Raw genomic sequence first — 14,678 nt, forward strand, 5'->3', positions numbered from 1 at the left:
GGGCTTGCTTCTCGCTCTCCGGCCCCGGTCAGAGCAGCGGGGAGAGCAGCCTGCACAGCAGCTCCAGCCCCCTCTGCAGCTTCGGCCGGCGGGCAAATGCCTTCAAATCGATAGCCCTGCTCTCGGCAAGATCTCTCAAGAAATCCTCGCTTAAACGGGAAATCGGCGCTTGATCGAACAGAATTGCCGTCATTTCGAAATTGCAGAAGAAGCTGCGCATGTCCATATTTGCCGTTCCCACCGTGGCCAGCAGGTCATCCACGATCATCACCTTCGCATGTATGAACCCTTTCTCGTATTGATAGAACTTTACTCCCGATTGAAGCAGTTCCTCAACATAAGAGAGCGATGCCAGCTTCACGATCCGGCTGTCCGATTCGTGCGGAATAATAATGTTCACCTCCACTCCGCTAACGGCTGCGGTCTTAATCGCATTATAGATGCTGGGGTCGGGAATGAAATAAGGCGACGTAATCCAAATGCGGCGTTTAGCGACAGCGATTGCACCAAAGCACATTTCCTGTATCGCATCCCAGTGCTGATCAGGGCCGCTGGTCAGGATCTGCACCTGTTCACTGCCCCGGCAGTGATGCTGCGGATACAGCTCAGGATGATTGACCCGCTGTCCCGAGGCCAGCCGCCAATCGGCCAGAAATGCATTTTGCAAAAAATACACCGCGTCTCCGCTGATTTGCAAATGCGTATCGCGCCAAAAGCCAAGCTTACCGTCCAGTCCCAAATATTCATCCCCGACGTTAAGCCCGCCGACGAAGCCGACCGTCCCGTCGACGACAAGTATTTTTCGATGATTCCGGTAATTGACCCTCCGATCCAGCGTGGCAATCAGCGGAGGCAGAAAAAAGTACACTTCCACTCCGCCGTCCTGAAGCTCTTTGACAAAGGAGCTGTTCAATTGATAACTGCCGAGTCCGTCGCAAATCAGCCTGACTTTCACGCCCTCCCCGGCCTTCCTGAGCATCATGCGCTTGAACGATTGTCCTATACCATCCGCACGAAAAATATAAGACTCCATATGTATGTGATCCCTCGCCTGTTCCATTGCTGCCAGCATCGCCGCAAAAGTCTTCTCGCCATCCGTCAATACCTTGGTTTCGTTGCAGCCTGTAATAGGGCTCTCCGAAATATGCGTAAGGAGGCCGAATAACCGTTCCTGATGGCGATAATCCGGATTGCCCATCTCCTCTATGCTCTCGATGATGGCGGCCTGCTGCCATAGCTTGGCCCTGATTTCCTGAAACACCCTGGACCCGCGGCGCCGCAGCTTTCGCCGCTTCTTATAATCCTGAGCCACGAAGTAATACAGAATGAAGCCGATGACCGGGAACAGGAACAGAATCACCATCCAGGCTACAGCCTTACTCGGGTTGCGAAATTCGAGAATAAGAATCGTAGCGATTTGAAAAATAAACGCGATAAGTACGAGAGCCAGCCACCACATTCACTTCACCTTCCTCCACTCAGCATTGACAATAAACACTAACTATATGAGACAAGATGATTTTTTTGACATGTTTTAAGAGACGCGGGAATAGATAAAGTAATAGAAGCTATCAAATCTACGGGAAGGAGATGCCATGAGAAGTGCTAGTTTACCCCATCGCATGACACTGCTTGTTCTGCGGGAAGCGAATCAGCCTGTCAAGCAAATCCAGGTATCGAAACCGTTTGTGATTGCTGTGCCGATCGCCGCCCTGTTATCCATCTCCGGTTTGATTATCAGCCTGCAAATGCAGTCAGGGCACACCATTTCACGCCTAGAGGATACGCTAAGGCTGCAAAATCTTAAATTCGAAGCCATCGTCACCGACAAAGACGAAGCGATCGAGCGGCTGCAAAACCAGGTCATTACCTTGTCCGGACAATCCAAAGAACTGATGGATCGCATGGAACGGGTAAGCGAACTGGAAGCAGAGCTGCAAAGTTTTATAGATAAATATGGAAGCAAGGGGGATGCCGGCAAGCTGTCCTCCCTCTCCTCCTTGTCCTGGGATGAATCCTTAGGCAGGGGCGGCGAGTTCATTGCCGTACACGATCAGGAAATTGAAGAATTGGCTCAGGAGACGAGCGACGATTTCCTGGAGATCAGCGCGATGCTGGATGAAATCGAGAAAAATGTGCCTACAACACTGCAAAAGGCCAAGCAAACGCAGTATTCCATTTCGGGAACCCCTTCCGAGTGGCCGACATTGTCTACCCGCCTCACTTCGAACTTCGGGTACCGGACCGACCCGTTTACCGGAAAGGCGGCCTTTCATGCCGGGATTGATATTGCCGGCAAAATCGGCGACCCGGTCTATGCTGCGGCGGCCGGTAAAGTCATTGCCGCGGAAAGCAATCGCTCCAGGGGCAAATACATTATAATTCAACATCCGAACGGACTGCAAAGCTGGTATATGCATCTCAGCGAGATCAAGGTATCCGAGGGAGATACGGTCAAGAAAGGGCAGACTATTGCCAAGCTGGGCAACTCGGGCCGAAGCACGGGCCCCCATCTGCACTTTGAGATCGTTAAAGGGGACAAGAAAGTCAACCCGCTGTCTTATTTGCAATAATACATCCCATTTATGAACGGAGGATAAAAAATTGTTGAAGGATCATAAAAAAGTAGCCGGCTGGCAGGGGACTTTGATCGGCCAGGGCAGCGTAGCCGAGGGAAAGCTGGAGTGCGAGGCGAGCCTCCGGATCGAAGGTTCGTTCCGCGGGGAAATTGACTGCCAGGGGCAGGTCGTCATCGGCGAAACCGGGGAGGCGCATTCCAATATTAAAGGCGCGGACATTATCGTAGCCGGCAAGGTCGTCGGAGATATCGCCTCGCAAGGGCGGCTGACGATTACGAGCAGCGGGCTGGTAGAAGGCAACGTGCATGTAGCCAAGCTTGTTATTGTAGAAGGCGGCCTGCTGAACGGCTCGAGCCAGATGGAGCAGCCGGCTGCCGTGACGGTGCCCGTTCCGAGTTCGAACAAGAAGTCCAAAAAAGCAGCACAGCCCGAAGCAGGGTGAATTCCCCGCTTTGGGCTGTCTTTTCATCAGATATAAGTGAATAAAATTAGTTAGTCTAGTTCGGCCTAATCCGCTTAAGCCTCGGCGGTTGTCATGCTCGCGGTGCTCGGCTGCTCGCGGCGCAGGAAATACAGCATGGTGAGAATCAGGAACGCAACACCAAAGCCCGCCAGGACGCCGATATTCTCCCAAGCAACCCCGAACTCCCCGCTGGAAATGACCGCTTTGTAGCCGGTAACGCTATAAGTCATTGGCAAGAGCGGGTTAAAAACCTTCATCCAGTCTGGAATCAGCTCTAGCGGGAATGTGCCTGCGCTAGTCGTCAACTGGAAGATCAGCATCAGAATGGCCAGGAAGCGTCCCGGATTATCCAGCCAGGTCACTAGAGCCTGAATAATGAACATGAAGCTTAGGCTGGTTGCGAAAGTAAAGAGATAGAACAGCGGCACACTCTGCACCTCAAGCTTGAGTACGTAAAGCATGAGCGCGGCGGACAGGAGCGATTGGATCAAGCTCATGCCCGTAAAGGCGAGTGCCCGGCTCACGAATCGGTTCCATCCCGTCGCCTCCGATACCGAAGAACCTCTGGTCGGTACGACAAGCGTAGAGATCAATGCTCCGACGAACAGGCCCAGCGACAGGAAGTAAGGCGAGAAGCCGGTGCCGTAGTTCGGAACCTCATTGATTTTATGCTCCTCGATTTCGATCGGCTTCGCGTACATATTGACCAGCTCATCACTTTTCTTCACGCCGGAGGTTTGCTCGGCGGCTTCGTTCAGCTTGCTTGCCAGCTCGCCGGTGCCGGAGGCCAGTTTATCCATGCCGTCCTTCAGCTCTCCGGCGCCACCCGCCAGCTGCTTGGAGCCGCTCGCTATCGTGCTGACGCCGCCGGACAATTGGCCAACGCCACCCTGCAGCTTCTCGGCCCCGCCGCTCAGCTGCGCCGCGCCGCTCGCCAGGCTTTGGCCGCCCGTCGCGGCCTCCGACAGCTTCGCGCCGAATTGCTTCAGCCCGCTCGCCAGCTGCTCTTGCCCGCTGGCCAGCTGGCGAGCGCCCTGTGCGAGCTGCTGCTGGCCTTGCACCAGCTCCCCGCTGCCCTGCAGCAGCTGGCCGTGGACGCCGTGCAATTCACGCGCGCCTTGCACCAGCTCCTGCTGTCCGGCAGCAACCTGCTGGCTGCCTTCAGCCACCGCTTTGCTCGCCGCGATCAGCTTCTGCAGCTCGGGATTGGCAGCCAAATCGGGGCTTGCCTTCGCGAGCTGCTCCAAGCCTTGGGCTACGCCTTTGGCGCCATCGGCCACTTGGCCGCTGCCTTGCAGCGAGGCTTCGAGCCCTGTTTGCAGCTTCGCGCTGCCCTGCTCCGCGGCCGTCAGGCCCGCTTGCAGCTTCTCGGCGCCTTGCAGAGAAGCCTGCAGGCCCGTATTCAGCTGCGCCCCGCCTTCCTGTGCCTTCACCGCGCCGTTCTCCAGCTGCTTCTGCGCGGCAGACAGCTGGCTCAGGCCGCTGGCCAGGCTGGAGGCTCCGCCTTGAAGATCCTTGGCGCCTTTGCTCAGCGTGACGGCGCCTTCTTCCAGAGGCGTTACGCCGTTTTGCAGCTGGCTTGTGCCCTGGACCAGCTTGGCCAAGTTTTCTTTGAGCTTTAATGCTCCCTCATCCAGCTGTACAGCACCGTCGCTAATTGTGCTTGCTCCAGAACCGGCATCGCTTAGGCCGCCGGAAATTTTCTCAACCTGGTCAAACAAAGTTTCTGTATAAGCTTCCGTAACTTTAGCCGACACCTTCGATTTGATTTCCTTCACGGCGGTGCCGCCGATTTGCGAAGCCAGGAAGTTATAACCTTCATTCGGCTCGAATATGAGCTTGGCAGGCTGAGGCTGCTCATCCATCAAGGTCGTCGCCTTGGACGAGAAGTCCTCTGGAATGACGATCTTCATGTAGTATTCGTTATTGTTCATCCCTTGGTCGGCTTGCTCACGGGTGACAAATCTCCAGGAGAAATCATCGTTTTTCTTGAGCTCTTCGACCAAGTCTTTGCCGGCCTGCAGCGACTTGCCTTCATATTCAGCACCGGCATCCTCATTAACTACTGCAACAGGAAGCTCGTTCATCTTACCGTAAGGGTCCCAAAAAGCCGACAGGAACATCCCGCTGTAAAGGACAGGAATGAACAGGACGACCAATATAGGAATAATCACTTTTGGTTTCTTGAAAGAAGCTCCCAAATCCTTGAAAAACACCGACATCGATTTCACTTTAGCTTCTCTCCTTTAGATCTCTATCTCTATTTAATATTTATCTGTCTATGCATGGCTCTATCGTTTACTCCGGGGATAGCCCCCCTGCCAGGAAAATACGAACAAATTCCTTGATCTGCTCCTTGCTTAACGGCTCTTCCCGTTTATTCCATTCCGAGGTGAGCGCAATATACAGCTTGAACATCACGAAGGAGACAACCTTCGGATCGAGCGCCCGAATTTCCCCGCGCTGGGCAGCACGCGCCACCTTGCTCTCCAGATAGCGGAGTATTTCATCCTCGATCCGCTGCAAGCCTTCGCGAGCCTGCGGCGTGCCGAAATCGCGCACCTCCTGGAACAGCTTGATCAGCAGTTCATGCTCCCTCCTGAATTCCAGGAGCAGGTCCATGGAGTGGTACACGTTTTCGAAGAAGGATTTATCCTCGCTCACCTCTGTCTCGGTGATCCGCTTCATTTCCATAATGACGGATCGGAGTATTTCATCAAAGAGCTCTTCCTTATTCGTAAAAAAAGTGTAAATCGTCCCTTTCCCCACATTCGCGATTTTAGCTACTTGATCCATCGTCGTTGCCTTGTAGCCGAACAAGGCAAAGGATTTCTCCGCCGCCTCGATCACCTGCTGTCTGCGGTCTATTGCCATGATCATCACCTCCTTTATAGCAATGTTTATACCGGTCATCGCTTCAAAACTGACCAAAAATCATTTCCGGTCATTCGGTCATTTTTCACTTTAGCACTTCGATTACTGCTTTGCAACATTTTTTTGGCGCCAGCTTTTTTCCCCGACTTAAGTCCAGCTGCCGGCCAGTCTGCGGACTCTTTTGTTTCCGGCCGCAACCTTATAAACTATAACCAGGTATTAACATTACGAAGCTATTTAGACACGCAAATAACCGCCCCGCTCGGGACGGATCTATTCTTAAAGCAGGTGATCACATGTCCAAAAAACGAGTGCTGATTCTATCGGAGGGGTTCGGAAGCGGCCATACCCAAGCCGGTCATGCGCTGGCTGCCGGCATCCGAAAGCTGTGGCCGGACGCAAAGACGAAGGTGATGGAGCTGGGCTCGTTCCTTAATCCGATTATCGCCCCGTGGATTTTGTCTGCTTACCGGGTTACCGTAAATACGAGCCCTTCCCTGGTCGGAATGCTCTACCGGAAAAAATACGAAAAGCCAGTCGGGCGGTTAACCCGGCTGGCCCTGCATAAAATGTTCTATCAGCATGCATCCGAGGTAATCGGACAGCTTCAGCCGGATGTCATCGTCTGCACGCATCCGATTCCAAATGCCGTCGTCGCGAGACTCCGTGCGTCAGGCCTTCGCATACCGCTGTATACCCTGATTACGGACTACGACGCCCACGGCGCCTGGATTAGTCCTGAGGTGAATCAATATCTCGTGTCCACACTGGAAGTAAAAACATTGCTCCAGCAGCGTGGGGTCAACCCGGATACCATCCAGGTCACCGGAATTCCCGTTCATCCCAATTTCTGGAGCATCCAGGACAAAGCGTCCGCCAGAAGAGATCTCGGCATCAAGCAAATGCCTACTGTTCTCGTCATGGGCGGCGGATGGGGGCTGCACTTCAAGGAAGAGCTTATCGACAAACTCATCGCCTGGCGCGACAAGGTACAAATCATTTGCTGCACTGGCAGCAACGGCAAGCTGACAGAGAAGCTGCGCGCTTGTCCGGAGATGATGCACGAGAATATTACGATCATCGGACACACCCATGAAGTCAGCAAGTGGATGGATGCCTCCGATATCCTGATTACGAAGCCCGGCGGCATGACATGTACCGAGGGACTGGCTAAAGGCATACCCATGCTGTTCTTTGAATCGATTCCTGGTCAGGAGGAGAAGAACCGCGAATATTTCGTCAGCCACGGATACGGCATGGATATGTCTTCTCCAGAGATTATCGATCAATGGTTCTCTGCGATTACGAAGCCTTCGCGCAACACATTGCTTCATGACAAAATTAGCCAGCTTCGCCCTCAAGCCTATGAGCCGGACTGCTGCGCCAAGAACGTGATTAAGCTGCTCCGGGAAAATTCCATTCAACCCGAGCTCGGATATGCTTATTTATAGAAAGTATGATTTCCGATTTCCTTCGATTTACTCTTCGTATGAGCAACCGTTAAATCCGTAGCCAAAGATAACGCCAGGAAATAATAGGTGTCGTCGGACACCTCCTTGCGTCCATGCAAAGCTTCCGTTACAGCACGAATAGAATCCTCGTTCGGAGTAACACGATCCATTCTTCCGTTCTGCACAGGACTAAATTGCGATTTTTGATATATAACTTCCTTAATCGTGTCGGGGTAATTGGCGGACCGCAGCCGGTTTAAGACAACGTTGGCAACTGCCACCTTGCCTTCGTAAGGTTCGCCCTCTGCCTCTGCCATCACAATTTTATGAAGGAGATGCAGCTCTTCATCCGTCAGAACGTAGTGCCAGGTTGCCTGATCCTTGTCTGCCTGACTAAGCAGTTCTGTCCGGGTGAAGTATATTTGGTTGGGGGGATGAGACATATCTATTGCTTCTGCTGCTTGTGCAGACGCCTCAGCCTTCGCCGTATTCTCTTGCACCAGAGCCTGCTCCGCTGCAATCCAATTGCGTGTAAACAAAAGCTGATATGGCTGACTTGCCTTGGTTTCACCTTGCTTCTTCATCGGCAGCATGGAAATTAGCGGCACAATGGGTCGATAAATACGCCTCTCCTGAGACAGGGATGCGTCAGATGTTGCGGCAAGGAGATTCCGATCCTGCTGCTTTACGATTACGGAAATACTATTTGATGAAAGCTCGATCGGCCGAGCACGATTCTCACTATTATCCATGCGGCCCCATAATAAAGAAATAGACCCTGAACATACTAGAATAGCACTAATTAAAAGCGCGACGTAACGATTCTGTCTGAAAATATACATATGGCCTCCTACAATTACAATATCTCTGAAATGACTCCTTCAACTATGTAACCGAAAAAAGAGGTTTTGAATAATATCTCTTAATTATTCGACATAAAGAGCCTTCCGAAAGGGAAGGCTCTCCTTATTAAAGTTCTGCGGCTAACGGAGAAACATGGGATTCATTTCCGCATGGATACGATCCCTACTACCTCATACATCGGACTTACGGTTACCCTAGTACGATACAACATAATGGTGTCATTTGTCCAATCTCCAAAGGATAATCCTTTATTTGCCAGCGGCTCGCGCAGTTTTTCTCCTTCTGAAAATTTGCGGGCCAGTGTAATATGCGGGGCATATGGCCGCTCCTCTGGCACATATCCCAGCCTGGCGTTCACCGCAATAACGCGGCTGTGAAGATGGCGGAGAGCGTCTACGTCGCCATCTACGCCGCACCACAGTACCCGAGGCTGATCCGGCCGCCCAAAGGCTCCAACCCCGGCTGCTTCCAGCCGGAAGGGCCGGGCTTCAGAAGCAGCCTCCCGCAAACCGCCCAATAGGGCCTGAGCTTGAGTAACGGGCGTATCTCCTAAAAATTGCAAGGTAATATGATAATCCGCCGGATGCACCCATTTACGGAATTTCCAGTCCTTGCGACGCTCCAGGCACCAGGCGTGCAGCTGATTTTTGACAGATTCCGGCAATGCCACAGCAACAAACAGGCGCCATTTCTCCTCTTCCACAGACATGCTCATCCTCCTTGTGAATTTTTTCTCAATATTTGTTTTTTTGTCACATTTGCATACTTGCCGTTATTATTCAACCAACATTTCAGATTTATAATGTATTATATATATCAATCATACAAATTAAATGATAGGAGAACTACTACAGCATGGGATTAGCTCGCAAAATCACATTAGCGATCATCAGCTTGCTTCTGGTGATCGGGTCTCTGATCGGCGTATTCAGCTACCAAACTGCCCACAGTCAAATTCAAAAATCGGTCGGTATCGAGGTGCTGGGCTGCGCCAACATTACTACGGGGCTCATCGATCCCCGCATGATCGAACAACTGCTGCAGGGTGACCAGTCCGTCCTGTCCATCGTCGAGGAACAGCTGAATTGGACGGTAGACCATAAATCCTTGTTTAAGGAAAGCTTCATCCTATCCTTGGATGGCAAAATCCTTGCCGCCGATAAATATATGAAGGCACGCGGTTACTCCGCAGGGGATTCCTTCTATTTAGCGGAGAATGATCAGGACATGATCCGGAATATGAAGCACTCCGTATACAGCGATGTATATACATACGATGGCGCCCAGTTACTGTCAGGCTATGCGCCGATTTACCTCAACCATGATCCCTCTGGTCCGATCGTCGGATTGATGACGATTAACTTTGACGCCTCCATCATTCATGAGCGAACATGGGAAATCATTACGCTGCCTTTCGCGATCGGCGCCGCCGTTTTTTTGCTCGGAGCCGTCTGCGTCTATTTCCTCATCCACCGGATGATCCTGCCGCTTGAGCTGCTTTCCCGCCAGGTAAATCAAGTTGCTGTCGGAGATTTGAGCATACAGCCCCCGGCTCTCCACAGCCGGGATGAAGTAGGGCAGCTCTCCCGCGATTTCGGGAATATGACCGCAAGCTTGCGGCAGCTTATCGCCAGGGTTAATGAAACGTCGATGCAGGTCGCGGCCTCCTCGCAGCAGCTCTCCGCCAGCGCAGACCAGACCGGCAGAGCAAGTGAGCAAGCTGCGGAAATGTCGGAGCAGTTGACAGGAGGGACGGATTCACAGCTGGATAAACTGGCAGACAGCTCCGACGTCATCAAGAGCATGTCCTCGGCCACTATTGAAATCAGCCGCCGTGCTGAGCTTGTCGCCCTATCGGCTCAGCAGTCCTCTGAAGCCTCCCGGCAAGGCCGCGATACAGTTCAGCATGGCATAGGACAAATGGAGCTTATGGAACAGAAAATTCAGCAGCTCTCCTCCATTATCGAAGAGTTGGGCAGCCATTCCCAAGAAATTCAAAGCATTCTCGACATCATGACCGAGATTTCCGCGGAGACGAATTTGCTGGCCTTGAACGCCTCGATTGAAGCCGCTCGTGCAGGGGAACAGGGACGCGGCTTCGCCATTGTCGCCGCATCGGTCCGCAAACTGGCAGATCGCTCGATGGACTCGGCGAATCAGATCTCCGGCCTGATTGCCCATATCGTCCAGCAGATGGAGCTGAGCGGGGCAATGATGGAGGAAGCCCTGCATGAAACGCTGCACAGCACCGAACTCGTGCGCCAGGCGGGACAATCTTTTGCTGAAATCGAATCGTCCGCCACAGACACCGCTGCAGCGATCGAAGGCGTTGCCGCGAATGTCAAGGAGCTCTCTGACCGATCCGTCCACCTGGTGGGAACGGTAGAAGAAATTGTCGCCGTCGCCCATCATAATGCCGAGCGGGCGCGAACGTTGTCCGCCGTATCCGAAGAGCAGCTCGCCGCTGTGGAAGAGGTCGGAGCGTCAGCCAGTTTCTTATCTGGCTTATCTGAGAAGCTGCACACCATGATCGAACGCTTCAAAATATAATCTGTGCTAAAAACAACAAGATGACCTCCGAGCTGTTCAGAGGTCATCTTGTTTGGCCCTAGGCCAATGTCGTACTCATATATAAACTATCTTTCGATCTAAAAATTGCACGCTATTATTTGTCTCTGCGCTGACGAGCGCGGGCTTCCCCGCCTTTACGACCCGCTTCCTCACGGCTCATCTTTCCATCATCATTATCGGAATTACTGCGGGCTTCTCCGCCTTTTTGCCCGATCTCCTGATAGAACTCCTTGTCATGATTGCGGGCTGTAGCCTCGCCGCCCTTGCGTCCTGCTTCCTCCAAGCTCATCTTACCGTCACGATTGTTGTTAGCCATGGTTGGTTCACTCCTTATCGTATTTGTAAGGTACCGCATCGGGTACGGTATTGTATTACCCGCTCTAAAGAAATCAAAACATCAGCGGCGGATGATATACGATTTGGCAACCGGAACATAGGTGACATTATCCAGCAGGATGTCGTAACCTAGCGATTCTCCATTTACGGTCACCGTAATTTTTTTAAATTATGATCCAGTTCTTTTGTTTGCAATTTGGGTTTCATTTCGCGTTCTCTCCTTATCTATCGATACGATTTGCGTTGACGGTACAAATTAACCCGCCGAGAGATCATCGAAACAGCAAGCATGCCTAGAGCACAGCAATCGTAAGCAGCAAATATTGGACAGAACTGATAATTTCTATGATTCCCACTTTCATGGGACGCAAAGTTTTTCCCGCATAAGCCATAGTACGGACCAAAGGAAACAAATAGGCGATCATCATCCACGGCAAGCCCAGCAACCAGGGAATGATCAGCAAGAGTACATGAAATCCTTTGGCGCATGCGATCCAGCGCCTATTGGTTCGCTCGCGGAATACCGACTTCACAAAGAATACGCTGCCCATGAAAAAAAGCACGTTGAACACAACAACCAGCAGCATGGTGCGATCCCATCCGCCCCCGCCAAGCCAATAAGCGGCGGCCCCGCCGATCGAAAAGATCAGAACAGCGCACAGATCATTCAACACAGCCCTCTCTGATTTTTGCTTCACATGCCATAAATTGACCATCAGCAAGACTAGCAATATCGGCCCGAAATAGAACAGCTTCGGGAAGCTGAGCAGAACCGGTATCAGACACACCAGCGCAATGGCGATATAAATCACGCCCCAAGTGATCAAGCGCCTGCGCTCTTTTTTGCGCTTGACCGATTGCAGAAACGGATACGACGATAAGTATAGCAAGAGCCATGCCAGAAATAGTGGCAGATGCATCCACTGCGGCCGCCCCGCCATCATTCCGATCACGAATGGAACGCTGACCATGGCCCAGCCCCCATGTTCATGGGGGATTACGATCCCCTGCTTCTTCACACGCCTAGACCTCTTCTTCTCATTGCATTTCTTTTAACCGCCAATATAGGACATATTGATTTTCTTGCGCTGCAGGGCCCGCTGCTCCGTTCGTTCATCTGAATAACGGTCGCTCCGCTGCTCCCAGACGCTCCGAATTGCGGCGAGCAGCTCTTCCTTAGACGCGCCTCCCCGTAATAGCTCGCGCAAATCAAATCCCTGTGAGGCGAACAGACAGGTATAGAATTTCCCTTCCGATGACAGTCTTGCACGGGTGCAGGTCGAACAGAACGACTCCGACACCGAGGTAATAAAACCGATCTCGGCTTCGCCGTCTTTATAACGATATCTCTGCGCCACCTCACCGAAATAATGCGGCTCCAGGGCTTCCAGCTCGTACACCCTGGTCAATCTATCATAGATGTCTCTTTTGGTTACAACGCGTTCCAGACTCCAGTCGTTATCGTTGCCCACATCCATAAATTCGATGAAGCATAGCGTAATCCCCTTCTCTTTGAAGTAGGCGGCCATAGGGAGAATCTCCTGATCGTTTACGCCTTTTTGCACTACCATATTCACTTTGATTTGAAAGCCTAGCTGTCTAGCATGCTCGATATTGTCGAGAATAGCAGCCGGTTTAATTCCGCGCCCATTCATATATGCAAACAGCTCCGGATTTAGGGCATCCAGACTAATATTCACTCTTCGGAGCCCCTGATCATACAACGCTTGGCCATACTGCTTCAGGAGCAGGCCGTTTGTAGTCAGACCGATATCCTCAATCCCTTCCATATTCACCAGCCTGCCAACGAGTTCCGGTAAATTTCTGCGCAGCAAAGGTTCCCCGCCTGTTAACCGAATCTTCTTCACCCCAAGCGAAGCAAACAACTGCGCAACATCGCAGATTTCTTCCAGCGTCAGCAGCTCGTTTTGGGGCAGAAATGGATAATCGTCTCCGAAAATTTCCTTGGGCATACAGTAGGTGCAGCGAAAATTGCAGCGATCCGTTACTGAAATGCGCAAATCGCGGATAGGCCGATTCAGTTGGTCGCGGATAGGTTCAGTAGTCATTTCACATTTGCCCCTCTCTATTCTCCCTGCAAATCCTATATTGCTGCTTCGGTCAACCGCCGCTCACCGGAGGTATCATAGCAATCGTGTCCCCCGCCAGAATGACATGCTCTTGCTGAGCATACTCTTCATTGACAGCAACAAATACGGTTCGATGAAATTCCGGGTAAACCGCTTTAGCCCAGTCTATAAGCTCCCGCACCGTCCACTCCGGGCGGTCAATGAGCTCCTCCGCTTTCCCCGTCAAATCGCGAAGACCTGCAAAATAGAGCACTCGTATCATTCCGCACTCCCCCCTCGTTCAGGCTTCTTCCTCGGATCTCCGATCCATTCCTCGCCATCTTCCCATATTCCTTCTTCCAGATCGGCACCATTTCTTTGATGCGTTCAATCGCATACTCATTGGCCTCGTAAGCCGCCTTCCGATGCGGTGACGATACGGCAATGACAACGGCAATGTCGGAAATATGCAATTCACCGATGCGATGGGCCATCGCCACACGTGTACCCGGCCATTTCTCTTCAATTTCGGCGCCGATTTGCGCCAGCTTTCTTTCCGCCATCGGAATATAAGCTTCATAAGCCAAGTATAACGTTCTGACGCCGTGTGTCCATTCCCTTACATGCCCCGTAAACGTCGTTACCGCACCTGCACCTGGATGCAGTACCAAATCTATAGCATTCTGAATATGGATAGGCCCGTCAACAATCTCATACCTTTTCATTATACAGCCACCTTATACGCCAAAATAGGGAAGAGCAACCGGCCGGATGACCAGTCGTCCTTATTTCACATACACTAATATCACTGAACAACCCAACGTAGTGGACGACTTCCCCGGAATCGTCCTTAACTGCATTGATGGTCAGAAACTCCAGGTATTCCTCTCCGTTCTTCCGGCGGTTCCAAATCTCTCCTTGCCATTGGCCTGTTTCTCTAATTGTCCTCCACATTTCCTCGTAAAATGGTTTGGATTGCCTTCCTGATTTTAAAATACTCGGCTTATGGCCAACAACCATCCTCGGCATACCCCGTCAGCTTGGTAAAGGCCGGATTCACGCTTCTAATCCTTCCCTTGGAATCGGTAACTAGAATGCCTTGCCCCGTATAGCGGAACACTTTGCTGGACATGACAAGCCGATCCTGATAATACATCCATATGACAAGAATCAAGCTTGCCAAAGCAACCTGGGATAAAGCCATAAACCCGATGGAGTACTGGCCGGTCATGGAATAAATCATAGAGAGCATGAGCGGCGGGAAGAAGCCCCCTAGCCCCCCCCATCATCGATACGATACCATTCACGGTTCCCGCCTGCTTGTTGAAGTATTGCGGGACAAGCTTAAATATAACGCCATTCCCCAGCCCTGCACAGACCGCTATAGTTAAGCTGCCTACGGTCCTTCCTATAAGGGGAAGTCCTAATATCCCTCTTTCTCTCTGGAATCGCCTTTTCGGGGGCATAAAGG

Annotated in this window: 13 protein-coding genes and 2 pseudogenes; 4 read left to right on the forward strand and 11 right to left on the reverse strand. The window is 51.9% G+C overall.

Going from position 1 to position 14,678, the window contains the following annotated elements; all coding sequences use genetic code 11:
• Positions 1–28: 28 nt before the first annotated feature.
• The gene (cls, locus tag QNH46_RS19135) at positions 29–1,459 is read right to left on the reverse strand and encodes a cardiolipin synthase (protein WP_283925629.1); all 1,431 of its coding nucleotides are present in this window, start codon (positions 1,457–1,459) and stop codon (positions 29–31) included.
• A gap of 136 nt (positions 1,460–1,595) precedes the next feature.
• Here cls and QNH46_RS19140 point away from each other — a divergent pair, with 136 nt between their 5' ends.
• Both QNH46_RS19140 and QNH46_RS19145 read left to right on the forward strand, forming a co-directional pair.
• Positions 1,596–2,573, forward strand: coding sequence for a M23 family metallopeptidase (locus QNH46_RS19140; protein WP_283925630.1), 978 nt, complete (start codon positions 1,596–1,598; stop codon positions 2,571–2,573).
• A 34-nt stretch (positions 2,574–2,607) separates the two neighbouring features.
• Entirely contained in the window at positions 2,608–3,021 is a 414-nt protein-coding gene (locus QNH46_RS19145) for a bactofilin family protein (RefSeq protein ID WP_283925631.1), read from the forward strand.
• A 74-nt stretch (positions 3,022–3,095) separates the two neighbouring features.
• Here QNH46_RS19145 and QNH46_RS19150 read toward each other — a convergent pair whose 3' ends face one another.
• Positions 3,096–5,273, reverse strand: coding sequence for a YhgE/Pip family protein (locus QNH46_RS19150; protein ID WP_283925632.1), 2,178 nt, complete (start codon positions 5,271–5,273; stop codon positions 3,096–3,098).
• Between the two features lie 67 nt (positions 5,274–5,340).
• Entirely contained in the window at positions 5,341–5,916 is a 576-nt protein-coding gene (locus QNH46_RS19155) for a TetR/AcrR family transcriptional regulator (protein WP_283925633.1), read from the reverse strand.
• Between the two features lie 296 nt (positions 5,917–6,212).
• On the opposite strand from QNH46_RS19155, the gene QNH46_RS19160 reads away from it, so the two are divergent.
• Positions 6,213–7,367 (forward strand): MGDG synthase family glycosyltransferase, encoded by a 1,155-nt coding sequence (locus QNH46_RS19160; RefSeq protein WP_283925634.1) that lies wholly within the window; start codon positions 6,213–6,215, stop codon positions 7,365–7,367.
• Here QNH46_RS19160 and QNH46_RS19165 read toward each other — a convergent pair.
• Together QNH46_RS19165 and thpR are read right to left on the reverse strand one after the other, a co-directional pair.
• A complete protein-coding gene (locus QNH46_RS19165; protein WP_283925635.1) occupies positions 7,358–8,119 on the reverse strand; it encodes a cell wall hydrolase in 762 nt (253 codons plus the stop codon). The genes QNH46_RS19160 and QNH46_RS19165 overlap by 10 nt on opposite strands.
• Positions 8,120–8,370: 251 nt before the next feature.
• Complete coding sequence (gene thpR, locus QNH46_RS19170; RefSeq protein ID WP_283925636.1) at positions 8,371–8,940, reverse strand: RNA 2',3'-cyclic phosphodiesterase; 570 nt, start codon at positions 8,938–8,940, stop codon at positions 8,371–8,373.
• 146 nt (positions 8,941–9,086) lie between these two features.
• Here thpR and QNH46_RS19175 point away from each other — a divergent pair, with 146 nt between their 5' ends.
• The gene (locus QNH46_RS19175; protein WP_283925637.1) at positions 9,087–10,781 is read left to right on the forward strand and encodes a methyl-accepting chemotaxis protein; all 1,695 of its coding nucleotides are present in this window, start codon (positions 9,087–9,089) and stop codon (positions 10,779–10,781) included.
• 115 nt (positions 10,782–10,896) lie between these two features.
• Here the strand turns inward: QNH46_RS19175 and QNH46_RS19180 are convergent, their stop codons facing one another.
• The 6 genes and pseudogenes from QNH46_RS19180 to QNH46_RS19205 all read right to left on the reverse strand — a co-directional run.
• The gene (locus tag QNH46_RS19180; protein ID WP_283925638.1) at positions 10,897–11,118 is read right to left on the reverse strand and encodes a KGG domain-containing protein; all 222 of its coding nucleotides are present in this window, start codon (positions 11,116–11,118) and stop codon (positions 10,897–10,899) included.
• A 313-nt stretch (positions 11,119–11,431) separates the two neighbouring features.
• Positions 11,432–12,157, reverse strand: coding sequence for a YwiC-like family protein (locus QNH46_RS19185; protein ID WP_283925639.1), 726 nt, complete (start codon positions 12,155–12,157; stop codon positions 11,432–11,434).
• A 33-nt stretch (positions 12,158–12,190) separates the two neighbouring features.
• Positions 12,191–13,207 carry a GTP 3',8-cyclase MoaA gene (moaA, locus tag QNH46_RS19190; RefSeq protein WP_283925640.1) on the reverse strand — a complete coding sequence of 339 codons (1,017 nt, stop codon included), beginning with the start codon at positions 13,205–13,207 and terminating at the stop codon, positions 12,191–12,193.
• A 52-nt stretch (positions 13,208–13,259) separates the two neighbouring features.
• Positions 13,260–13,454, reverse strand: coding sequence for a MoaD/ThiS family protein (locus QNH46_RS19195; RefSeq protein ID WP_430691949.1), 195 nt, complete (start codon positions 13,452–13,454; stop codon positions 13,260–13,262).
• A 32-nt stretch (positions 13,455–13,486) separates the two neighbouring features.
• Positions 13,487–13,932, reverse strand: a pseudogene (locus QNH46_RS19200) (molybdenum cofactor biosynthesis protein MoaE).
• Positions 13,919–14,610 (reverse strand): annotated as a pseudogene (locus tag QNH46_RS19205) (PAS domain-containing protein); the annotation flags it as partial. The pseudogenes QNH46_RS19200 and QNH46_RS19205, both read right to left, overlap by 14 nt.
• Between the last annotated feature and the right edge of the window lie 68 nt (positions 14,611–14,678).

This window comes from Paenibacillus woosongensis, assembly GCF_030122845.1.
Lineage (GTDB): Bacteria > Bacillota > Bacilli > Paenibacillales > Paenibacillaceae > Fontibacillus > Fontibacillus woosongensis_A.